This window comes from Frigoribacterium sp. AC759 (assembly GCF_979256015.1).
On record NZ_CEEDMT010000033.1, the window covers coordinates 1 to 20,923 of the forward strand.

A 20,923-nucleotide genomic window follows, 5' to 3' on the forward strand; every position below is an offset into this window, starting at 1 on the left:
CCCCCCGCGCCGAACCCGCCCCCGCGCCGCACGTGCCGCTCGCGAGCACCGATACTGGGGGCATGTCGAGCACACCGGGCGGCCCCGTCGCCGCCGCGCCAACGCCCGCCGATCTGCGGCGGTGGCGCCGGTTCCTCGCCGACGAGCGCGCCGAGGAGAGCACCTACCGCGACCTCGCCCGACGCCGCACGGGCGAAGAGCGCGACATCCTGCTCGCACTCGCCGACGCGGAGGCCCGTCACGCCCAGCACTGGCTCACGCTGCTCGGCGACCGGGTCGGGCGCCCCGCCCGCACCGACGTGCGCACGCGCGTGCTCGGCCTGCTGGCCCGGCGGTTCGGGTCGATCTTCGTGCTCGCCCTGGTGCAGAGCGCCGAGGCCCGCTCGCCGTACGCGACCGACGTCGACGCGACCGACGCGATGGCGGCCGACGAGCGGATCCACGGCGAGGTGGTGCGCGCTCTGGCCGAGCGCGGGCGGACGCGGCTCTCGGGGTCGTTCCGGGCGGCGGTCTTCGGCGCCAACGACGGACTCGTCAGCAACCTGGCCCTCGTGCTCGGCATCAGCGCGACGGGGGTGTCGAACCGTGTCGTGCTGCTGACCGGCCTGTCGGGGCTGCTCGCCGGGGCGCTCTCGATGGGCGCGGGGGAGTACGTCTCGGTGCGCTCGCAACGCGAACTGCTCGATGCGTCGACCCCCGACCCCGCGACCCGCGGAGTGCTCGCCGACCTCGACGTCGACGCGAACGAGTTGGCGCTGGTGTTCCGCGCGCGCGGGATGTCGGCGGTCGACGCCGATGCGCGGGCCCGCGCCGTGCTCGGCGGGACGGACCAGGGGGAGGCGCCCTTCGGTGGTCCGGACGACTCCGGCTCACGAGGAGGTGCGGTGCGCGACCTGCGGGTCGGCGGCGATGTCGAGGCCGGCGACGTACGCGGTGATGCGGCTGCTCCGGTCTCCGCTCCCGACGACGACCGGGATGCTCTGGGCACCGCGTTCGGAGCCGCCGGCTCGAGCTTCTGCTTCTTCGCATCGGGCGCGATCATCGCCGTGCTGCCCTACCTGTTCGGCCTCGAGGGACTCACCGCCGTCGTCGTCGCCGCGGTGCTCGTCGGCATCGCGCTGCTCGGCACGGGCGCCGTCGTCGGGTTGCTGTCGGGTGCTAGTCCGCTGCGCCGTGCCCTGCGGCAGCTCGCGATCGGCTTCGGCGCGGCCGCGGTGACGTATGCGCTCGGGCTGCTGTTCGGGACCGGCGGGAGCTGAGCCCGACGGCGACCCGCGGCGGGTCCCCGCAACCCGCGCGGGCTATCACGTTTCGATGCGCAGCCGCTTCGGCGGGCACCCCCAACTCGCGCTAGCTATTACGTTCTGATGCGTAATGGCTTCGGCGGGTTCGTGTCACTCGCGGCGGGTCAGCGCTGACCCGCCGCGGAGGACACCGACCCGCCGCACCGCTTGCGCCGCCTCCTCGGCGGTCAGGCTCGGCGGTCGAGCTTCCAGGCGATCCAGGCCGTGACGAGCACCACGCCCGCCGCGGCCAGGCGGGCGCCGTCGAGCACCCCGTACCCGGTCGACCCCGAAAGGCTCATGTCGCTGCCGATGCCGATGCCCCAGACCGCCCCCGAGGTCGCGAGGCACACCACGACCGCGAGACCGATGATGCTCGAGGTCACCGCGTGCGACTTCGCGCCGACCTGGTCGACGGTCGTCGCAGCGCGAGACCAGCGGGTCGCGGCGAACCGGACGATCCCGAGCCAGAGCAGCGCCACGGCGCACGAGCCGACCACGTCGCTGCAGCGGTGCCAGCCGTAGGCGACCGTCTGCTCGGCGACGATCGCTGCGAACGCCGTGCCGACCACGAAGAGCAGGGGCCGCAGGTGACGGCCGAACGCCGTCATCACCGCGAGCAGACCGGCGACGGCGATGGTCGCGTGCCCGCTCGGGAAGCTGTTGCTGTAGAGCTCGCCGGTCAGGTCGGGGCGGGGCACGAACTGCTTGAGCAGCTGAGACGTGACGGTCGCCCCGATGATCAGCGCTGCCGACTGGATCGCGGCACCCGGGCGGCGGCGCAGCAGCGAGACGCCGACGGTGAGCACGAGGATCGCGAGCACGGCCGTGGGCGAGATCGCATCGAGCGCGACGCCGGACTGCAGCAGCGTGTTGCCGTCTACCGACGCGAGGATGCTGTCTTCGACCCGCTGGCCGGCCGGCGTCAGCACTGCCGCGATGTAGACGCCGACGAGGGCGACGGCCGCGACGCCCGAGGTGACCGCCCACCGAGTGGCACCCGGGCGGCGGACAGCCGGGGGTGCGGAGACGGTCGGGTAAGCGGACACCGACCAATGAAACAACACGGTCGCTGGGCGGAACCTCCCACGGGGCACGGAATGACCCGAAAGCCGAGGGACTCCCAGGTTCGTCGGCCCTGTCTGCGGTGAGCCTGGGAGGCGCGGGTCGGGCAGGTGGAGACTGTCACCTACCCGATCGAGGAGGATCCATGAGCACGACGAACAGCAACGAGCCGCACCAGGGCGGTGTCACCGACGAGGACAGCACCTTCGGCGAGCGCGATGACACCCCCACCGTCGAGGTGTCGGAGAACAGCGGCACGGCCGATGCCCCGCCTGCGCCCGGGTCGGACGCCGGCTCCGGTGGCGGGTCCGACGACGTGAACGGTCGCGACGCGACCGGCGACATGCGCGAGCGGACCGGCACCGCCGACGCCGACGACATCGACGAGCTGCTCGGCGAGCGGAACGACGACGCCGAGGGTCCGCGCGCTCCCTGACCCGCGCCTCCGGCGATGCCTGACCCGCGCCCTCCGGGCCGATTGGCGGGGAGGCCCTGCCTCGTGTAGTGTTTCCTCTGGCCAATCGGCCGGAGAAATGCGCCTGTAGCTCAACGGATAGAGCATCTGACTACGGATCAGAAGGTTGGGGGTTCGAGTCCCTCCAGGCGCACAGAGTACAAGGAATGGCCCGGTCTGAGACCGGGCCATTTTTTCTGCCATCCACTCGTCGGAAACTTCACTTCAACGCTCCTCCTGCATCCTCGACATGCCAGAGTGTTCAGCTTCGTGGCCGGCCGGCCCGGGCCGCACGCGCATGCTCAAGACCATGCCACTGTGTGGAGTCGCGCCGATATCCAGTCGGACTGATTGCATCGACCTGTGGGCCACGACACCCACACCCACGCATCTTCGCGGTAGTCAATGGATCTGTCTCCGAGGCGTTCACTCGGACGCGGTGACTACCGCTTGGGCGACATGTCCTGGCGAGTCTGGCTCGGCGGGAACACTTGTCGCCACCCAGTATGGATGCACGCAGCCGCCTGGCCTGTCCAGAACGAACGCCACACTTTGCTCAGCGCGGGTCACGCCAACGTAGAGTTTTGCAGCGGCTAAGTCCTCGAGCGGTTCACCCTTCTGCAGCAACTTCCGCATCTTCTCCGTCGGAAAAATCAATACCCGTTGCCGGGTTAGGCCTTTCGAAGTGCCGAACGTAAGGAACTCGATGTGGTCAAACGCCTTTGCTGACTTGCTGTCCCAGCGCAGTGGCTGCGGAGCGAACTCCCTCATGTAGGCGTCGACGTCCTCGGTGCGGACAAGAAACAGGCCATCATGATCGGTGCGCCGGGTGTTCCGCGATACCGTCCGTTCAAAGCCCCACGTGTCCGGAAAGAGGCCGTCGGCGAACGCAGCGACTTCAGGATGGCACCGCCACGTCTCGTGCCGTTGCGTGATGGACAGTTGGTTCTTGCGTTCCTGTTCTTGAAACCAGCGCCATACGTTCATGTTCTTGAACTGCTTGTGCTTGCGTTCTTCGGGACTAGTTGAGATCACGGCCTGCCGAACATCGCCGACCATTGTCAGCGGGACGGTGCATCCGAGCAGTAAGCCCAGCACTTCCAGGTCGTACCCGCCAAGGTCCTGTATCTCGTCGATGTAGATGTGGTCGTACAAGGCTTCCAACCGGCGCAGCGGCAGGGCATGAGCGCGCTGCATTAGCAGCACCGCCAGGTTCGCAAGGTGCACACGGCGAGCAGAACCGGTGGACGTGAAGTAGCGGCGGTGCTCCTCCATACCTACGTACTGCTGGTATGGACTGTCATTGTCCATGCCAGTCACGCGTTGCCCAGGGAACATGAAAGGTGCGTAAGGGCGAACGACGTTGAGTAGCAGGAACATGAACCAGCCGGAGACATCTACGGTCGCAGCCGGTCGGGCCGCTGCCAACCGGTGCCGTAGTTCCAACTGGTTGTTCACGGTGTAGGTGACTACGAGTATCCGGCTCCCCGCTGGCGCGTCAGCACAGGCGTCGACAATGCCTTGCGTCTTACGTGACCCGGCGACCGCAAGGACGAGCTCACCGCTCATGGATGAACTCCATCGCCTCGACGAAGTACGGCGGCGCCGTCAGCGTCACTGCAGAGTCGGCGATCCTCAACGCTGCTTCGGTCTTGTTGCTGCCCATCCACTTTCGGATGTCGACATGAGCTGATTGTGTGAGAACCTCGCGGAGCGTGTCGACGGCGTTAACGTGCAGGATCTGCGGCTCCAATGTTGTGCCATGTCCAACGGTGCCGAAGAGCAGCCGCCGGTCGTCACTGATTAGGTCGCCCAGCCCAGCGACGACAAGGTCCAGCTCCGTCTGCTCGCGGTCGTCGTTGTCGCTGAGGATCACGCAACGTTTCCCGGCGAGTGCAGCTAGCTGCAGGAATCGCTTTTGTGACAAGCCGCGCATCGAGAATACGTCAATGCCGTCATCGATGGGGCGGTGACCATACTTGTCGGAGTAGAACCTGTCGAAGAGCAGCTCATCCGAGGGCCCTTCGACGAGGGCGAGCCGATCGGCAAGAACGAGGCGGAGTGTGTCAAAGCCGGGCAACTTCCGGAAGTAGCCGACGGTGTCGACCGGCAGCGCGCCGAACGGTTGCACGGTGCCATCGGACACCAGACGGAGTCGATCAATCCCCAGTCGGTTCAGCACGAACGAACTGTGGGTAGTGACGAACACCTGCTGATCTGCATGGGAGAGGGTGTGAACGCGGTCTAGCAGCACGTTCAAGTTGGCGTGTGACAAGTGGTTCTCAGGTTCCTCAATCATCACCGCGGCGGCAGCTTCCGCGTGGCGGCGCATCGCAAGAACGATCTTCGCCACCGCCTGCTGCCCCTGCCCGGCCAACGCGAACGGAACTTCGTCCACGTGGGGAACGACGCTGCTATCCCACGACGTTCGTGGGGAGTGGTCCATTGCCAGCGACACTCGACCACCGTCAAGGAGCTCGTCGCCGTCGGCGAGCTTTGTGTTCACGTCGGCGAGGTGATCCATGGCAAGTGTTTCTTTGACTTGCCGGAAGGCTGCAGAGATGGTGATCTGCTTGTCCGCGCTGAGGTGCTCACCGATGATCTGCCTCAGGTGATAGTCGACGCCGGCACCGGATCGCACGGTGCGGGAGTCGATCATCGCGAGCCGCATCGCGCGAGGCCGCTGCGTCAGAATAAGGTTCTGGAATGAGCTCCACTCAACCGTGTAGTAGTCCGTAGGCAGTAGTGCAGTCTTGGGGTCCTTGACGTACGCGTCGAACTCCGCCTGATACTCCTTGTTGAGTCGGACAATGAGCCGGACGCCCGGTGCATGTCCAGTCGGTTGTAGTAAATCGTTCGCACCGACAAGTTCGGCGAACTCCGGCTTGGACCGCAACGTCACTTCAATGCTGATCGTCGGCGGTGCTGGATTTGCCCCCGCAGCCCGACCGGCGAGGAACTCGGCGACGACACCACGATTGAACCAATACGGGTGGAGCTCCTCGCTCGCTGGGCGGCCGTTGACGCGGCCCGTGACCGCGAGACTGATCGCTTCAAGCAAAGTGGACTTCCCCGACTGATTGTTCCCCACCAAAACGTTGAACGTCGGATGCGGCTGAAAGTCCAAGTTGCGGAACTTTCGGAAACCGCGGATCTTGGCTCGTTCGATCATGCTCATCCCCTAGCAAGCGGCGTCACATCGGTCAGGACGCGTCATCGGCAGCCTCGCACAAGTCCCCGACACCACCAGACAGGGTCGCACGAAGACTTCCGGCAATAGGTTGCCGTATATCCATTCCGGCACCCGGCCAGCTGCTGCTGCGAACGGTCAATCGTGCCGGTACGCAAACGTAGGGCCATGTCTCCTGCTGGGCTGGCTCGAATTGCTGAAGCCCAACAAGCAAGCTTGCTGCGCTGCTTCTACCGAGGCGCGAAGCATCGAGGGTGGCTCGGACTTCGGCCTAGGGTTCGGCTCGCTCGACCTATGAGGCCTGGGTAATGACCGTGTTGGAGTGACCCAGGATGCTGCTGGTAGCGGGGGCCATTTCAGTAATTCATGCGCGCCGGGTCTGCTTCTTTCGGGGACCGGTGCGCTTGCCGCCTCGCTCCACCGCACCGGCGGACGACCGGCAGCCTCTTCGCACTCACCGGGCCATGAGGAAGCCCCGGGCAGGTAGCCACCTCAATACTGGTTCGATACCCGCACCGCCCCACCGCGCCGGTGATCGAAACGACACAAAGCGTCGAGAGATGCGGCACCGGCACGCGCCGGCCAGCCGACACGGATGACGGACTGGCGGACGCCTCAGAGAGACGACACGCCGGACGTGCGGTGCAACGCCCCGAGAGGGGAACGGGTAGCGCCAAGAGGTACGAGTCGCGGGTCACGGGAGTCGAACTGGATCGACTGTGCTTCGTTCGGACGGGGCCATGGCCGAGAAATAAGCAAAGCGCGATCCAAAGGACGATCGCTTGCTCACGGACCTGCTCACAGCCGACGGAATTTGTCTCGTCGGCGAGAAGGCCGACCCTGGAGCGGCAATGTGACCGACGAGCTATGTGGCTAAGATCTCCCATGATCGGCACAATTTCTGTGCCCCTACCTCAAGTGCTTGGCCCAGCCGGCATATGATCTCTAGGGTCAGCTTCAAAGGGTTGTGAAAAGGGGTACAGCATGTATCAGTTGTTGGAGTTTTTTGGCCGCGGATACTCACTCAAATTGAACGCTCTCAATGCCGACGTGCAGCCATCGAATCGGTATACGGTGATGATAGGTGAGAACGGTTCTGGCAAGACTCGGCTCCTCACCGCACTTGTCAATTCCCTGGTCTCAACGGACAAGACAAACCCGCCTTCCATGGGAGTGGTCCACGCGTTTCGGCCCCCGACTGCAGTCTTCGCAGTTTGCAACTTGGTCACTGATTCATTCGCGTCTACTTCGACGCCCCTGGGTACTTCGATTGTCACTCGCTACCGCTATCTAGGACTGCGCCAAGGCCGAAACATGATTTCTACAGGGGCGCTCCGAGACACGACATCGCAATTCATTGCCAAGTGCCTGGCGGACTCGGAACGTGAGCTCATGCTCCAGCCCGTCCTCAAGTTGCTCAGGTTTACTGGGTGCCGTGTAAAGTTCCACGTACAAAAAGGGTCGAGAAGAACCGACATGAATCGTGCTGTCAGGTCTTCAGGAGGCGTCCGCAACTTGGATCTGAATGAAGAGCAGTTTGATGCCTTCGTTACGCAGGTTGAGGAATTTGGCAAGCTAGTTCGCGACGCAACCCGCGAAGAAGAATTAAGCGATGTTCCCCTCCGCTTCCTCTCCGGGTTGGCAAAAAGGTTCGATATCGACTTGGCAGACCTAACCTGGTTCATTAAGCGGGTTGGAGCAGGGACTGCGGTCGCCGAGGTGCAAACGCCCCGCGGTTGGGTGCCAGTCGATGACCTGAGCAATGGCCAGCTCTTACTTCTTTCAATGGTTGCGCGTCTTTCGGCGTCAATCGAAGAGCACTCTCTCGTGATCATCGATGAGCCTGAAATCGGTCTGCATCCGTCATGGCAATCTGATTTTATCCCGCTTCTGGAGGCCACAATTCCCGATCAGTTCGGATGCCACTTTCTTATTGCGACGCACTCACCACACATTGTTTCTGACGGGTCGGACGTACTTGTTTCTAGTGATAAGTGGGGAACGTTCGAACTATTTGACGACCGATTTAAAGGCAGATCCGTGGAGAATCTTCTATACCGCGTCTTCGAAACCCGAGTTTCGGGAAATAAGGCCGTGGATGATGATCTCGCCCGTCTCCTAAATCTGGTTGGGCAGAAGGAGCTTACGCAGCAGTCTCTTGCTGGGATTGAGGAAACGATCGATCGGTTAGAAAAAATTGCCGACACAGATACAATTGAACTGAACGCCATCTTGAGGCAGGCAAGAGCGATTATGGCTATCCGCTCGTGAAAACGTTCCCAGGGCCGCTCCACCTAGTCCCACTCCCCACGACGCAGCTGCAATTCGGTCCCAATAGCAAGTGGCGCTCATGGAAGTCGTCCGCAAACGCCTGCGAGGATTTAAGGAATCAGGTGCAACAGTGGGCGAGAATGAACCAGGCTGGTCGATGTGCCTATTGTCTGTTCGAAGTGAACGACGACATCAGTCGGTCCGAAACAATTGACCACTTCGTCCCGCAGAGCCTGGTACCTCGGTGGACCTATGAGCCATGGAATTTAGTCTTAGCATGCTACACCTGTAACTCGAAGCGTAAAAAGGCGTTTGATCCGCTCATTTTGCGAGTGGGTGAAGACGTGGAATCAGTCGTATACAGGCAGTGCGTTTTTCGAATAGTTCATCCGTACATGGATGTCGCGTCGGATCATTTGCAGGGTGGATATCAAGCAGACGGTACGGAACCTGCCCTTATCTGGGCGGTCACATTCCGAGGCGAGCAAACGATCCGCCTCTTTGAACTGGATACGCCGGGACGTTATATGGAATGGCACAAGGATCACGTCGCAACTCAGCACTTTATCGAGCTCGCTAAACGTCCGGGTGGCCTCGACAGGTTCAACTTACTTCGCGCGGAAACTTCCGGGCGGATCCAGTCGTAGATGCTATCAATGCCGCGCTATTCCGCTCAGAGTGCCGCACGATGTATAGTTTCGATGAACGCAGTCTGTTTACTTTATTGAGCAATTCCCAAAGGGTCAGATTATAGTTCTCGATGATTATCAGTCGGGGGTCGCCACATGCGGAGCGACCGAGCGCTTTTAGCCGATCTTCGCGTCCGCCCCGCAAAGCACGACTTCGTCGGACCGCGTCAACAGGCGCGACATCAGGCTAATCCAACTACGGCTATCGAGGTCGACGGCCCGAGCAGCGTCCATGCCCTAAGTGGCCGCTTCAGGGTGACCGCGAGCACGATGAGGCCGAAGCCGACCGGCATGGACCGCCGGTCAATGAACAGGCATAGACCTGTGAAAGGGCGCAATGAGGTCGGGGTCACGCAGGATGACCAGCGGTGACACTAGGGTCCGTTCGAAGTTAGGGGTGGAGCATCCTGGCGCGACGCTCGGGCCCCCATCGGAGCCCTCACACGCATCAGCGCCGAACTCGGGTGGCGCTTCGCGTCGGGCGAGATTTCCGGACCGACATCTTCGAGGCGGCGGGGCTTTCACCGCTCACTGTCTCGGGACTTAGGGCGGTACCCGAAACCTCAGGGTAGCTCGACTCTCTTGCCGGCCATCGCTCCGTGCGTGCCGCCGTTCAAAGCACGGGTTCCACCCGTGGCATGTGTGCACGCGCCGTAAACCTTTACCTCAGGCGCTGCCACTGAACCCCCGGGCTGCCGTTACAGGTGTGCGTCGTGACAGCCGGTTCGACAGACGACGCGTCAGCCGGGGCGGAGGCTGATATGAGCGACTATCCGCGCGCCCGTTTCGGCGTGGAGTCCCACTTGCGGCGACTTCGCGCGACGATGGCGTAGCCACCCGACATTCTCATTCGCCACGCGGCCATCTCAACGCTAACTGAAAACTGAGCAGCGACGAGGTTGGGCTCGCGCCCTCGGATGACGGCGAGCCTTGCCTTATCCTGCGGTACCAGTAGGGCGCCAGCAAGTTCCGCAGCTTCCTTCTCCTGGTCTTTCGTTGTTCCGCCGCAGCTGCTGTCCTTGGCGGTCCAGGCGGGTGACGGATCGTGCTCGGCCTCGAAGTGCGCGACTTCGTGCGTGAGGTCAGACCGAATGCGCTCGTTGCTGCGCTCCGGGTTGTAGATCACGAGGCTCCGTCTCCCGTCTCGCAGTAGTGCCGCCGACCAGACTCGTGGCTTCTCCTCGAGGAAACGACGCATCGCTGCCTCGTCGGCGGTGAACTCCCGAAGCGAGATGAACGGAATGCCGTTCTCGTCCGACCAGCGGAACGGATCGAAGGGCTGATCTTCCGACAGGCCAAAGTCCGTCCTCACCTCCTTGGCGAGTCGACCGAGAGCGGCTTTATTCACGACCTAGCTCGGCTTCCTCGTCTGACGGAAGTAGTCGAGCCCGGACTTCAGGATCGACTCCAAGTGTTGTTTGTCCTGCTCGTCTAGGTCGCTTCGTGCACGTAGAAGGGCATTGATGGACGAGCCAAGTTCCGGTTCAGCGCGGGTCGCAAGCTCATCGGCATCGACCATAAATTGGTCGGCCGGAATCCGCAGCCAGCGCACTATCCGGGCGAAAGCATCAAGGTCCGGGCGTTGGTCGTTACGCAGCCGGGTGAGCAGGGAAGGGCTGACACCGATCTGTCCCGCCGCCGTGCGCCACGAGATCTCTTCGGCTTTGACCCGAGTCTCTAGCGCACTTGCGAGGCCGCTGACGTCAATGACTGTGTCTGGCATGAGGCTCCCAATCTTCGGGATCGTGCTGCGATCCGCGACCCAAGCGTAACCCGACAGCGGCATGGCGTTGCGCAACTAGAACACCGTGTTAGTCTCGAGTCAACGTTTTGCAACTGGAACACACTTGAGGAGGAAGCGATGGCGAAAAACACCGGCGAGGGATACCGGCAGGGCTCAGTGAGCGGCCGGTCGCAGATCTACAACCCGAAGACTCAGACCCACACCAAACGGGTCACTTCGACGGGACGGTTCATGGACGCCAAGAGCGACGCAAAGCCCTTCAAGGGCGTCCGACGGGAGGGTTAAAAGTGGAGATCGGACTCGGAGCATTCATCAAGTTCGCTAACGCCACTGCGCGGGCGCGTCCCCGCTTGGCGCGACAGATCGCGGAGCAGTCGCGGAGTGACTACGACCCTGCAACGGACTTCTGGCGTCCTATGAGGCAGGCAATTAACCGCGACCGAAAGACCACCCGCGACGGGGAGGCGCTACGTCGGGTCACGCAAGCCGCTCCCGACCGCCGTCGCCCAAGCTTCGAGGAGATCAGTGTCCGGTGGAACGGTGTCGCTCCTCGCTGGAATGATGCCGCCCATGTTCCCTCACATGCCGCCCGCATCGATATCGGTGGGCTGCAGGTTCGGGTCAACCCGCTCTTCTCCGAGCAGTGGACCGATGGACATGCCGAGTCGGCCTACGTCTGGTTCAACAAGGAAGAGCTCCGCGAAGACACTCTCGCTGGAGTACGCCACTTGCTGACGCGCGATGGTCACGAAGACCACCTTGAGCCTGTTTTCATCGATGTGCGCCGGACCCTCGCGATGCCCGCAGCGCTGACCGACGGCATTGACGATCGGCTCGAGAACCTGGCGGCCGAATTCCGTGGCCTGGCCGCGTAGGAAACGAACATGGAAGAAGCCAAGAGCCGGACAACCGGCAGCGTTTGGGATGCCGAGGAGTTCGCCGCCCTAAGTCTCGCGGACCGGGACGCCATTCGTGAGACCTTGACCTGCACGGCCTGCGGCGCGGATGCCTACTTCATTCGGGAGGCGCGCAACGGGCGCCGTGCCTGCTTCGGCGCACGCCCGCATCGTGACGACTGCGAATTGGCGTCGTTCGCAACCGACGATGGCGGCGCAGCACCCCTCGATGAGGTAGACGAACTGATCAATGCCGGCGACGTTTTCCGTATCGACCCGAATCGCGGACGCACAATCCGGCACGTTCGCCACGACCCGTCTGCCTCGCCGGCGTCTGGCGGATCTGCCGTGCGCTACACACGGCATGGCCGAGGGCTTGTGCGCCAATCCTCAATGGGACTCGGAAGGCTCCTCCGTCAACTCGTGATGCGGGAGGAGTTCCGACGCAGCCAGACGCTGCTGATCATGTCCGATGACAGCCGTCAGACTGTGAAGTCGGGCTGCGTCCATCTCACCGAGATCGAGGATAAGCACAACAATCGCCTGCGAGTGTTCTGGGGGACCATCCGCTTCCCGCGGTCGAAAGAGGGCGGTGGCGCCTGGTTGAACACCGGATGGGGTTCGCCGACGATCGTCATCGATGAACACGAGCTCGCAACGCTCCTGGAACGCTCAGGCCTCGAAGAGCTCGACGAGCTGTCCGGTTCATTCTTCGCCGTGATGGGGAGGCTCCGCGACACCAACAACGGCAAGCGCTATCTGTTCATCAATGAAGACGTCGACTGGATGGCCGTGCGGCCCTTCAGTGACGACGAGAATCTTAACTAGCTCGAGCTCTAGGCCGGGCCCTCGGTGCTCATTCGGCCGCGACTAGCAAGCTGCGGTGGGGCCCATGACGACAGCTATCTCGACTCGACCTTTTGGTCGTCCTAGAAGACTCCACTTAGGTGCATCTCCATGGTTCTCGATGGCAAACGGGAGTGGGCGCGAGCAGTGGTGCTCGCTCCGCAGGCCCCAATTTCCGTACCAACTCGGTCCCAGGGAGCATCTGACTACGGATCAGAAGGTTGGGGGTTCGAGTCCCTCCAGGCGCACATCAGACAAAGGCGGTCCACTTCGTGGGCCGCCTTTTTCGTGCGCCTTCCGAGACTCGAACCCCCAGCGGCCCGGCGTCGCTGGCGCGCCGCCCCCGTCCAGGCGCACATCAGAAGAAGGCGGTCCGCCAGGAGAGGTCGCGGACTTCGGCGATCGATCTGCCCTTGCAAGGGACCTTGGTCTAAGCGGAGGTGTTGATGTAATCGACGAGGGGTCGGACGGTGTGGAACGTGTCCGTGATCTCGCTCAGGACGTCCCCTTGCTGGGCTCGGGTGTTCGTCAGCGGGTGGTTGGCGCAGAAACCCTTCATCCGGAGGTACTCGATGGCGGGGTCGTCGACGTCGAAGCCGTGAGGTGCGACTTTCAGGGTCTCCGGGGAGGTCAGTCCGTCGGGGAAGGTCTTCTTCATGTCGGTCGATTCAGCGACGATGAGCCACTTGTCGTAGCTCCGGGATATCCGTTCGCGGACCTTGGTCAGGAGGGGCGGGTCGGTGGTGAAGACTCCGCCGCCGGCGTAGGTGTTGCCCCGTTCGACGTGGAAGTAGTACCCGGCAGAGCTCGTGGCACCGCCGACGCTGTTCAAGGAGATGAACGCGTCGGTCTTGTAGGGCGGCTTGTTCGACTTGTTGAAGCGCATGTCCCGGTGGGTACGGCTGACGCACTTGCTCGGGTCCGGGTTCGCTTCGCGGACGCGCGGGTCGAAGGCGCTGGCGGCAGCGATGAGGTCATCGGCGACATCAACGAGGTTCTCCCGGTAGGCGTCGTAGCGGTCGCGGTGGGCCTCGAACCACTCTCTGTCGTTGTTCTCTTCGAGGTCGCGCAGGTAATCGAAGGTCGTGTGCAGGATCATGATGGTCCTCTCAGACGGCAGGCCGTCAGGCCAGAGGGCCGTTCGGCAGGACCGAGACGGTGACGTGTCCGCCGGGGCGATCCCCGACGAGGGCGAGGGCGTCGTTGACGTCGTCGAGGCTGAACGTCTCGTGGGTGAGGAAGCTGAAGTCGACGACCCCGCTCCCGATGAGGTTCAACAGGTCGTACATCTGCCCTCGTGTGGCGAAGCCGGTTCCGAGGATGGGGGCGCTCTGGGCCATCGCCTCGGCGTAGGTCTGAGTGATGTCGCCCTCGGCGCCGCCGGCGGCGAGAGCGGTTCGGCCGGACGGCTTGACGGTCTTGATGAGGTCGTTGGTGCTGTCGGCGTCGCCGCCGACACCGAGGCAGTCGTAGAAGACGTCGACGCCGGTGCCGCCTGTGTGAGTGCGGACCCAGGTGGTGGGGTCGGTGTCGTCTTCTGTCGAGAGGACTTCGATGCGGCCGGGGGCGAGCTGCTTGACGATCTCGAGGCGTTCTTTGTTGCGACCGATCCCGAGGATCTTGGTTGCGCCGAGCCCCAAGGCGATAGCGACTGCGGCCACGCCGAGGGTTCCCGTCACCCCGTTGATCAACAGGGTCTGGCCGGGCGTGAACTCCGCGGTCATGAGGCCGTTGTAGGACGTGCCGATGTAGCCCAGGCGTGAGGCGGTGAGGTGGTCCAGAGAGTCCGGCAGCAGGGCGATCTTGTCGTCGGCCGCGAGCGTGAACTCGGCGAGACCGCCGTCGCGCCACTGGTTGATGATCTCCTTCGACTCCGGGCCGGTACCCATGTAGCCGCGCATCGTTGCGAAGGGGCATCCTCCGCGGCCACTGCGGCAGGCGTCGCACGTGCCGCAGACGAAGACCGGGTCGATCCAGACGCGGTCGCCGACCTGGAGGTTCACGACGTCCTCGCCGAGAGCGTCGATGGTGCCGGTCGTGTCGAGGCCGAAGATGTAGGGCATGTCCGGCATCACGAACGGCGTCTTGCCGTTGACGACGTTGTACGAGTTGGGGACGAGCCCGCACGCTGCGACCCTGACTCGCACCTCCTTCTTCCCTGGAACGGGGACCTCGGCCGAACCGACCTCGAACGGCTCGCCGACGCCCACCATGCGGGCGACCTTCATCTCGGACATGTCTTCTCCTTGGTCGTGACGGTCGAGCCGCCGAGTCGTCGTGTCGCGGGCGCTCTCGACAAGAACGGGACGCCCGGGACCAATTAGTTCTATCTGCTCGACTGTAAAAAGGGACGCGCGCGTGCCTTTATTCACAGCCGTTCATCAGGCGCTCTTCTTCCGGCTTCACAGGCTCAGATGAGAAATGTGACGGTAGCGTCTAGTTCTCGCCAGAGAGGAAACCGTGAACCAAGAGACTGAAGATCGACCCCGCCGTGGTCGTCCTCGTGCGGACGAGGTCGCAGCCATCGACCGGCGCATCCTCGACGCCGCCACCGACGTGATCCTCGAGCACGGCTACGGCCGCGCGACGATGGAGCAGGTGGCGGACCTCGCCCGCGCGGGCAAGACCACCCTCTACAACCGTTACCCCACCAAGGCCGACCTGTTCAAGGCGGTCGTGACCCAGCCCGGCGGCGCTGTTCCGTTCCCCGAGTTCGACGATCTGCGAGCAGGAAGCATCCGGGAACGCCTGGTGCGTGCAGGCAACGTCGTGGCCGACGTGACCCTGGTGAAGTCGAGCATCGCCTTGATGCGCGCCACCCTGTCCGAGACGGAGTCCTTCCCCGAGGTCGCTCAGGAGGGATTCCGGATCGGTTTCGACGCCTGCTCGCACCACGTCGCCCGCGCTCTCAGCGCCACCGACGACGACGCCGACGTCGAAGCCCAGCTGCCGGCCGGCCGCCGTTTCGTCGAGCTGGCCTTGCACCCGCTCTACATGCACGCTTTCTTCGGGACCGATCTCGGCGATCTCCGGCGGCGCGCCACGACCGATATCGAAGCCATGGCTGATTACTTCCTCTCGGACATCCTGTGATCGCCACGCCCCTCGGGCAGATCACGGCTCGTCCGATCCCTGACGAGTCCTTGGCCCGTCTCGCCCCGGAAGCGGTCCCGGCGGGTTTCCCGTCGCCCGCGCAGGGCTACTACAACGGCCCCGTAGACCTGAATCGTCACCTCATGCGCGACCCCACGGCGACGTTCATCGTCCGGGTCAGCGGCGAGAGCATGACCGGCGCCGGCATCTTCGACGGCGATGAGCTCATCGTCGACCGCGGGCTCGACGCGCACGACGGCCACGTCGTCGTCGCGGTCGTCAACGCCGAGCTGACCGTCAAGCGCCTGTCGTACCGCGACGGGCGGATGGTGCTCAGCCCTGAGAACCCCGCCTACCCCGAGATCGTGCTGTCCGAGCTCGACGAGGCGAGCATCTGGGGTGTCGTGACGAGGTGCCTGCACCGTGTCTGACCGCAGCATCGCGATCGTCGACGCCAACAACTTCTACGTCTCGTGCGAACGCGTCTTCAACCCCGCCCTCGAGGGTCGACCCGTGGTCGTGCTCTCGAACAACGACGGCTGCGTCATCGCGCGATCCCAAGAGGCCAAGGCCCTGAACGTCGACATGGCCGCTCCCTGGCACACCATCGCGCCGATCGCCGAGATGCAGGGGGTCGTCGCCGTGTCGAGCAACTACGAGCTCTACGGCGACATGTCGGCCCGCTCGGCCGAGATCCTCAGCCGCTACACCAGCAATCAGGAGGTCTACTCGATCGACGAGTCGTTCATCGAACTGACCGGCACCGTCGCCGAGACGAGCGCGCAGGCCCGTGAGATCCGCCGGATGGTGCGCAAGCTGATCGGCCTGCCCGTCAGCATCGGCATCGCCCCGACGAAGACCCTCGCGAAGCTCGCCAACCGCGGCTCCAAGCAGAACGCGTCCCTGCAGGGCGTCTGTCACCTCGGCGCCTACTCGAGCGCACAGCAGACCGCCATCCTCGCCAGCGTCGACGTGGGCGACGTGTGGGGCATCGGTCGACGCACGGCGAAGAAGCTCGTCCCGCTCGGCATCCACACCGTCGCCGACCTCCGGGACGCCGACGCCGCCCGCATCCGGAAGCGGTTCGGGGTGGTGCAGGGCCGGGTCGTGCAGGAGCTGCGCGGCATCGACTGCCTGCCCATCGAGGAGGTCCAGCCCGAGCGCGACCAGATCCATCACTCCCGCTCGTTCGCGGTGCCGATCACGACCGTCGCCGAGCTCGAGGAGGTCCTGTCGGTGTACACGCAGCGCGCCGCAGCACGGCTGAGGAAGCAGGGGTCTCTGACCCGGATGATGCGCTGCTTCGCGGCGACGTCGCCCTTCTCGGACACCGCCGCCCACACGAGCCACGTGGTCTCGGTCGCCTTCCCCGAACCCACCGACGACGCCTCGACCCTCTACCGGGCCGCCGTGTCCGCTCTCGGCCCGCAGCTGGAGGCAGGCAAGCGCTACGTCCGCGCCGGCGTGACCCTGATGGAGCTGACCCCGCGTGACGAGCACGCCAGCCTCGACATCTTCGATGATGCCGTCGCGCCGCCGGCCTACGGCGCCGTGCTCGACGAGATCGCCGGCAGGTTCGGCGAGGACACCCTCGGTCTCGGGATCGCGGGTCTCCGCCACCGCCGCGCCTGGACGATGAAGCGCGACATGGTCTCGCCCCGCGCGACGACCCACTGGGACGAGCTCGCCGCCGTCGCCGCGAAATGACGCCATCCGCCCCCTGAGGGTGCAGGAGCCGGCTACTCAGCGTCAGTTGTCTCGTCCGCGTCGGGGCCCTGCCCGGCTGAAGGTGCGTATCGGACCTAGCCGCCGTCGAACTCGCTGTCGGTGATGTGCTCGAGCCAGGTGGTGGTCGTGGCGGGGTCGTCGCCGTTCTCGAGCATCGCGATGTGCTCCATGAACACACCGGGCGCGGCGGCGTGGAAGTGCTCCTGTCCGGGCGGGGTGTAGATCGTCTGCCCGGGGTAAACGTCGATGATCTGGCCGTCGCGGGTGCCGAAGCGGCCGACACCGGCGGTGACGCGCAGGTACTGGCCCTTCTCATGGGAGTGCCACGCGGTCCGGGCGCCTGGGGCGAAGCGGACGGTGGCGACGACCATGTGCTGGCCGTCCTCGTGGGGCAGTGCGATCGGGTCGAGCCAGACGTCGCCGGCGAACTGCTCGGGCGGGTTCTTGGTGGTGGGGGCGGCGGGCTCGATGTTCATTCGGACTCCTTGTCATCTGTGGTGAAGAGCTTCTTGGCGACCCCCATGGCGGCCATGCCGTTCGGCCAGCCGGCGTAGAGGGTGACGTGGGTGATGGCCTCGATCAGCTCCTCCTGGGTCACGCCGTTCTCGACGGCGCGGCCCAGGTGGAACTCGAGCTGCCCCGTGTGCCCACCGGCGGCGAGGACGGCGACGGTCACGAGGCTCCGATCCCGGGCGGAGAGCTCGGTTCTGTTCCAGACGTCCTCGAACAGGACGTCGTCGGTGAGGGCGGCGAGCTTCGGGGCGAAGTCGCCGAACATGTTCCGTCCACCCCCGACCTGCTTGGGCTGTTCTGCCACGGTCGTTCTCCTCATCTTCTCGTCGTCGACGACCACGTCTCATGGCCGCCGTCTCCAGCGAACGCCCTGCGGAGAACAGCTGGGGGGCACTGCTGTGGCACCCCACGAGGGCCGCTCTGCGCCTCCGTCGCTCGGCGGATGGTCCGGCCCGGCGCTGCGTGCCAGACTTTCGCCCGATCGGGGGTGATGCTCGTGGGCGCTGATCTCACGACGTCGAGGCGGGTGTCCACCGCGCTCTCCACGGCCGGAGCCGTGGGTGGCGTGGTGGAGGTGCTGGGGTTCCTCGTGCCGCTCTGGGCTGCGGCCTCGCTCGGGGCCTCGTCGACGCTCGTCGGCGTGGTGGTCGGCGTGGAGCTCGTGGTGTCCTTCCTCGCCCGAGTCGCGGCGGGACGCCTCGCCGACACCAGAGCCAGGAACCGCGTCGCCGCCCTCGGCGCCGCCACGCTCGCGCTCGGGGCCGCTGGGTACGCGCTCAGCCCCGACGTGCCGACCGCCATCGTGTCCGCTGCCGTCGCCGGCCTCGGCGCCAGTCTCTTCCGCGTGCCCGTGCGGGCGATGGTGGCCGAGGGCTCCGCCGACGAGCCCGCCGTCTTCGCCCGCCTCACCTCCAGCGAGGCCACCGGCACCTGGGTCGGCTACGTGGTCGGGTTGTCCGCCCTGGGGCTGGTGGGCAGCAGAGGCGTCTTCGCCCTCGGGGCAGCGGCCGCCCTCGCCTGCTGCGCGGCCCTGCTGCGGCTCGACCACCGTCGCACCGTGACCGTGACCGAGCGCGACCGCGTCGCGTCGCGGGCGCTGCGACGTCGCCTCCTGCCGCTGCTCGTCCTCGTCGCCGTCGTCGCCCTCGTCGAAGGCGCGGTGGGCCTGGCCGTCCTCCTCAAGCTGCAGGGGCAGGGGCTCGGCGTCGATGCGATCGCCCTGACCTTCCTCCCCGGCCTCGTCGTGTGGTCCCTGCTGCCCGTCCCGGGGCGACGCCTGGCAGCCCGCCTCGGCGCCCCCCGCACGCTGGCGCTCGCCACGGCCGCCAGCACGGTGGCCTCGGCGGCGCTGTTCCTCGTCGATCAGCCCCTCGCCATCGGCATCGCCTGGGTGCTCGCCTGCTCCGCCTGGGCGCTTGTCGAGCCCGTGGAGCTCGAGCTCGTGACGGGGTCGGCCGGCGGTCGCGTCGGCGAGGCCCTCGGCACCTACGAGGCGGCAGCGCTGCTGGGCGGGGCGATCGGCGCCGTCGCGGGCGGGGCCGCCCTCGCCCTGGAGCCCCGTGTCGTCACCGTCGCGGTGGTCCTGGTCGTCGGCGCCTGCGCGGCGGCCATGGCGCCCCGCGCGGTGCGCGCCCTGAACGCCGCGGCCTCTTCCGCTCCGCATGGACCTCGTGACCATGACGACTAGTCGGCGACCGCACCCCATGCGGCACGACCGCACCCCGCCCGCGCCTGCACCCCGCCCGCGCCCACGCCTCAGCGTCGCGCGACGACCGCCCAGCCGTGCGGCCCGACCGACAGCACGTCGCCGTCGAGCCCCGCGTCGCGGCCGGCCAGCCACTCGCCCGGCGCCGGCTCGGCCACGCGCAGCTCGTCGTCGCCCAGGTTCAGCGCCACGACGAGCGCCGCGTCCGGCCCGTCGCCGACGACCTCGAGCACGAGCGTCTCGTTCGACACCGAGACGGTCCGGCTGCGGGCGGTGTGCAGCCACGGGTGCCGACGTCGCACGCCGATCAGCCGCTGATGGAGGGCGAGGACCTCGGGGAGGGCGCCCGGCACGCCGACACCCGGGGCGTCGACGGGCGCCGGGGGGAACGCCGGGCGCACGGCGTCGTCGCCGCCGACCCGCTCCTCCTTCAGGGCCCGGAGCCCGAGCTCGTCGCCGTAGTAGACGGACGGCGTGCCGCCGAGGGTGAAGAGCAGCGCCAGAGCGTGGTCGTGGTGCCGGTCGTCGTCGATCTGACTCGCGATGCGCGTGACGTCGTGGTTGCCGACGAAGGTGAGCGGCACGAAGTGGTCGAGGAACCCGTCATGACGCTGCAGGGCCCACTCGAGCTCGTGCAGGTTGACGTCGTTCAGCCCGTGCCAGACGCCCTGCCAAAGCTCGTACTGCGTCACGCTGTCGAGACCGCCGTCGGCCACCGCCGCGACGTAGTCGCCGTGCAGCACCTCGCCGACCACGTACACGTCGGGGTGGCGCTCGCGCAGCACGGGCAGCACGGTCGCCCAGAAGGTCGACGGCACCGCGTACGCCGCGTCGAGTCGCCAGGCGTCGACCCCGCGGTCGGCCCAGTAGGTGAGCACCTCGGTCACCAGACGGGCGACCTCGGGCGAGTCGTGGTCGAGCGCGATCAGCCCGCCGTGGCCCTCGAAGGTGCCCAGGCTGCCGTCGTCGTCACGGCGGAACAACGAGGCCGCCGGCGACGAGGGGTCGTTCCGCGCCTCGATCAGCGCCGGGAACTCGGGCCCGACGTGGTTGAAGACGCCGTCGAGCATCACCTGCACGCCCTTCGCGTGCGCCGCCTCGATCAGGATGACCAGGTCGGCCTCGGTCCCGAGACGCGGATCGACCGCGAGCCAGTCGATCGTGTCGTAGCCGTGAGTCGACGACTCGAAGACCGGCCCGAGGGCGAGTCCGTTCGCACCGAGCGCCAGCAGATGGTCGAGCCACGGCACGAGATCGAGGAGGCGCGGTGCCGGCGAGCGATCCGCCCCGGTCGTGTCCGCACCTGCGAAGCCGAGCGGGTAGACGTGCCACCAGATGGTGTGCTGCGAGCTGTTCACCTCTGACACCGTACGGGTCGCGGCTCGACGGCGGCCCGGCGCGGGCCGGGAACCGAGGAGGCGCGGTGCCGGTCTCGAGGACCGGCAC

At 65.6% G+C, this 20,923-nt stretch carries 21 protein-coding genes and 2 tRNA genes; 13 read left to right on the forward strand and 10 right to left on the reverse strand.

Translation table 11 applies throughout. From position 1 onward, the window contains the following. Positions 1-62 precede the first annotated feature (62 nt). Positions 63-1,259: a VIT1/CCC1 transporter family protein gene (locus ACZ6JE_RS13975; RefSeq protein WP_464319329.1), complete on the forward strand. Its 1,197-nt coding sequence runs from the start codon at positions 63-65 to the stop codon at positions 1,257-1,259. A gap of 212 nt (positions 1,260-1,471) precedes the next feature. Here ACZ6JE_RS13975 and ACZ6JE_RS13980 read toward each other — a convergent pair whose 3' ends face one another. Next, on the reverse strand, positions 1,472-2,332 hold the full coding sequence (locus ACZ6JE_RS13980; protein WP_464319330.1) for a phosphatase PAP2 family protein: 861 nt from the start codon (positions 2,330-2,332) through the stop codon (positions 1,472-1,474). Positions 2,333-2,493: 161 nt separating this feature from the next. Here ACZ6JE_RS13980 and ACZ6JE_RS13985 point away from each other — a divergent pair, with 161 nt between their 5' ends. Together ACZ6JE_RS13985 and ACZ6JE_RS13990 are read left to right on the forward strand one after the other, a co-directional pair. Continuing rightward, positions 2,494-2,784: a hypothetical protein gene (locus tag ACZ6JE_RS13985; protein ID WP_192060714.1), complete on the forward strand. Its 291-nt coding sequence runs from the start codon at positions 2,494-2,496 to the stop codon at positions 2,782-2,784. A 99-nt stretch (positions 2,785-2,883) separates the two neighbouring features. Continuing rightward, positions 2,884-2,956 (forward strand) — tRNA-Arg (locus ACZ6JE_RS13990). Positions 2,957-3,228: 272 nt separating this feature from the next. Here ACZ6JE_RS13990 and ACZ6JE_RS13995 read toward each other — a convergent pair. Then, complete coding sequence (locus ACZ6JE_RS13995; RefSeq protein WP_464319331.1) at positions 3,229-4,371, reverse strand: DEAD/DEAH box helicase family protein; 1,143 nt, start codon at positions 4,369-4,371, stop codon at positions 3,229-3,231. Continuing rightward, on the reverse strand, positions 4,361-5,974 hold the full coding sequence (locus ACZ6JE_RS14000) for an ATP-dependent nuclease (protein ID WP_464319332.1): 1,614 nt from the start codon (positions 5,972-5,974) through the stop codon (positions 4,361-4,363). The genes ACZ6JE_RS13995 and ACZ6JE_RS14000 overlap by 11 nt, the downstream gene beginning before the upstream one ends. Before the next feature lie 1,494 nt (positions 5,975-7,468). On the opposite strand from ACZ6JE_RS14000, the gene ACZ6JE_RS14005 reads away from it, so the two are divergent. Both ACZ6JE_RS14005 and ACZ6JE_RS14010 read left to right on the forward strand, forming a co-directional pair. Then, a complete protein-coding gene (locus ACZ6JE_RS14005) occupies positions 7,469-8,263 on the forward strand; it encodes an AAA family ATPase (RefSeq protein ID WP_464319333.1) in 795 nt (264 codons plus the stop codon). 140 nt (positions 8,264-8,403) lie between these two features. After that, positions 8,404-8,910 carry an HNH endonuclease gene (locus ACZ6JE_RS14010; protein WP_464319347.1) on the forward strand — a complete coding sequence of 169 codons (507 nt, stop codon included), beginning with the start codon at positions 8,404-8,406 and terminating at the stop codon, positions 8,908-8,910. Between the two features lie 811 nt (positions 8,911-9,721). On the opposite strand, the gene ACZ6JE_RS14015 is transcribed toward ACZ6JE_RS14010, so the two are convergent. Continuing rightward, the gene (locus ACZ6JE_RS14015) at positions 9,722-10,300 is read right to left on the reverse strand and encodes an ImmA/IrrE family metallo-endopeptidase (protein ID WP_464319334.1); all 579 of its coding nucleotides are present in this window, start codon (positions 10,298-10,300) and stop codon (positions 9,722-9,724) included. Between the two features lie 3 nt (positions 10,301-10,303). Then, a complete protein-coding gene (locus ACZ6JE_RS14020; RefSeq protein WP_464319335.1) occupies positions 10,304-10,675 on the reverse strand; it encodes a hypothetical protein in 372 nt (123 codons plus the stop codon). Between the two features lie 138 nt (positions 10,676-10,813). Here ACZ6JE_RS14020 and ACZ6JE_RS14025 point away from each other — a divergent pair, with 138 nt between their 5' ends. The 4 genes from ACZ6JE_RS14025 (at position 10,814) to ACZ6JE_RS14040 (ending at position 12,686) form a co-directional block, all read left to right on the forward strand. Further along, positions 10,814-10,981, forward strand: a complete 168-nt coding sequence (locus ACZ6JE_RS14025) for a hypothetical protein (protein WP_464319336.1) — start codon at positions 10,814-10,816, stop codon at positions 10,979-10,981. Positions 10,982-10,983: 2 nt separating this feature from the next. After that, positions 10,984-11,571 carry a hypothetical protein gene (locus tag ACZ6JE_RS14030; RefSeq protein ID WP_464319337.1) on the forward strand — a complete coding sequence of 196 codons (588 nt, stop codon included), beginning with the start codon at positions 10,984-10,986 and terminating at the stop codon, positions 11,569-11,571. A gap of 9 nt (positions 11,572-11,580) precedes the next feature. Next, the gene (locus ACZ6JE_RS14035) at positions 11,581-12,420 is read left to right on the forward strand and encodes a hypothetical protein (protein WP_464319338.1); all 840 of its coding nucleotides are present in this window, start codon (positions 11,581-11,583) and stop codon (positions 12,418-12,420) included. A gap of 158 nt (positions 12,421-12,578) precedes the next feature. Continuing rightward, positions 12,579-12,686, forward strand: a tRNA-Arg gene (locus tag ACZ6JE_RS14040). 182 nt (positions 12,687-12,868) lie between these two features. Here the strand turns inward: ACZ6JE_RS14040 and ACZ6JE_RS14045 are convergent. Continuing rightward, entirely contained in the window at positions 12,869-13,537 is a 669-nt protein-coding gene (locus ACZ6JE_RS14045; protein ID WP_464319339.1) for a DUF2461 domain-containing protein, read from the reverse strand. Positions 13,538-13,562: 25 nt separating this feature from the next. Continuing rightward, entirely contained in the window at positions 13,563-14,675 is a 1,113-nt protein-coding gene (locus ACZ6JE_RS14050; RefSeq protein ID WP_464319340.1) for an alcohol dehydrogenase catalytic domain-containing protein, read from the reverse strand. Positions 14,676-14,898: 223 nt separating this feature from the next. Between ACZ6JE_RS14050 and ACZ6JE_RS14055 the strand changes: the two genes are divergently transcribed. Genes ACZ6JE_RS14055 through ACZ6JE_RS14065 form a run of 3 tightly spaced genes read left to right on the forward strand, consistent with a single transcriptional unit; the run spans position 14,899 to position 17,238 of the window. Beyond that, a complete protein-coding gene (locus tag ACZ6JE_RS14055; RefSeq protein ID WP_464319341.1) occupies positions 14,899-15,531 on the forward strand; it encodes a TetR/AcrR family transcriptional regulator in 633 nt (210 codons plus the stop codon). Positions 15,532-15,551: 20 nt separating this feature from the next. Continuing rightward, positions 15,552-15,962 carry a LexA family protein gene (locus ACZ6JE_RS14060; RefSeq protein WP_464319348.1) on the forward strand — a complete coding sequence of 137 codons (411 nt, stop codon included), beginning with the start codon at positions 15,552-15,554 and terminating at the stop codon, positions 15,960-15,962. Then, the gene (locus tag ACZ6JE_RS14065) at positions 15,955-17,238 is read left to right on the forward strand and encodes a Y-family DNA polymerase (RefSeq protein ID WP_464319342.1); all 1,284 of its coding nucleotides are present in this window, start codon (positions 15,955-15,957) and stop codon (positions 17,236-17,238) included. The genes ACZ6JE_RS14060 and ACZ6JE_RS14065 overlap by 8 nt, the downstream gene beginning before the upstream one ends. Before the next feature lie 95 nt (positions 17,239-17,333). Here the strand turns inward: ACZ6JE_RS14065 and ACZ6JE_RS14070 are convergent, their stop codons facing one another. Then, on the reverse strand, positions 17,334-17,735 hold the full coding sequence (locus ACZ6JE_RS14070; protein WP_464319343.1) for a cupin domain-containing protein: 402 nt from the start codon (positions 17,733-17,735) through the stop codon (positions 17,334-17,336). Further along, positions 17,732-18,076, reverse strand: coding sequence for a carboxymuconolactone decarboxylase family protein (locus ACZ6JE_RS14075; RefSeq protein WP_464319344.1), 345 nt, complete (start codon positions 18,074-18,076; stop codon positions 17,732-17,734). The genes ACZ6JE_RS14070 and ACZ6JE_RS14075 overlap by 4 nt, the downstream gene beginning before the upstream one ends. Positions 18,077-18,298: 222 nt before the next feature. Here ACZ6JE_RS14075 and ACZ6JE_RS14080 point away from each other — a divergent pair, with 222 nt between their 5' ends. Beyond that, positions 18,299-19,459, forward strand: coding sequence for an MFS transporter (locus tag ACZ6JE_RS14080; protein WP_464319345.1), 1,161 nt, complete (start codon positions 18,299-18,301; stop codon positions 19,457-19,459). 68 nt (positions 19,460-19,527) lie between these two features. On the opposite strand, the gene ACZ6JE_RS14085 is transcribed toward ACZ6JE_RS14080, so the two are convergent. Then, on the reverse strand, positions 19,528-20,835 hold the full coding sequence (locus ACZ6JE_RS14085) for an alpha-amylase family glycosyl hydrolase (protein WP_464319346.1): 1,308 nt from the start codon (positions 20,833-20,835) through the stop codon (positions 19,528-19,530). Positions 20,836-20,923 lie beyond the last annotated feature (88 nt).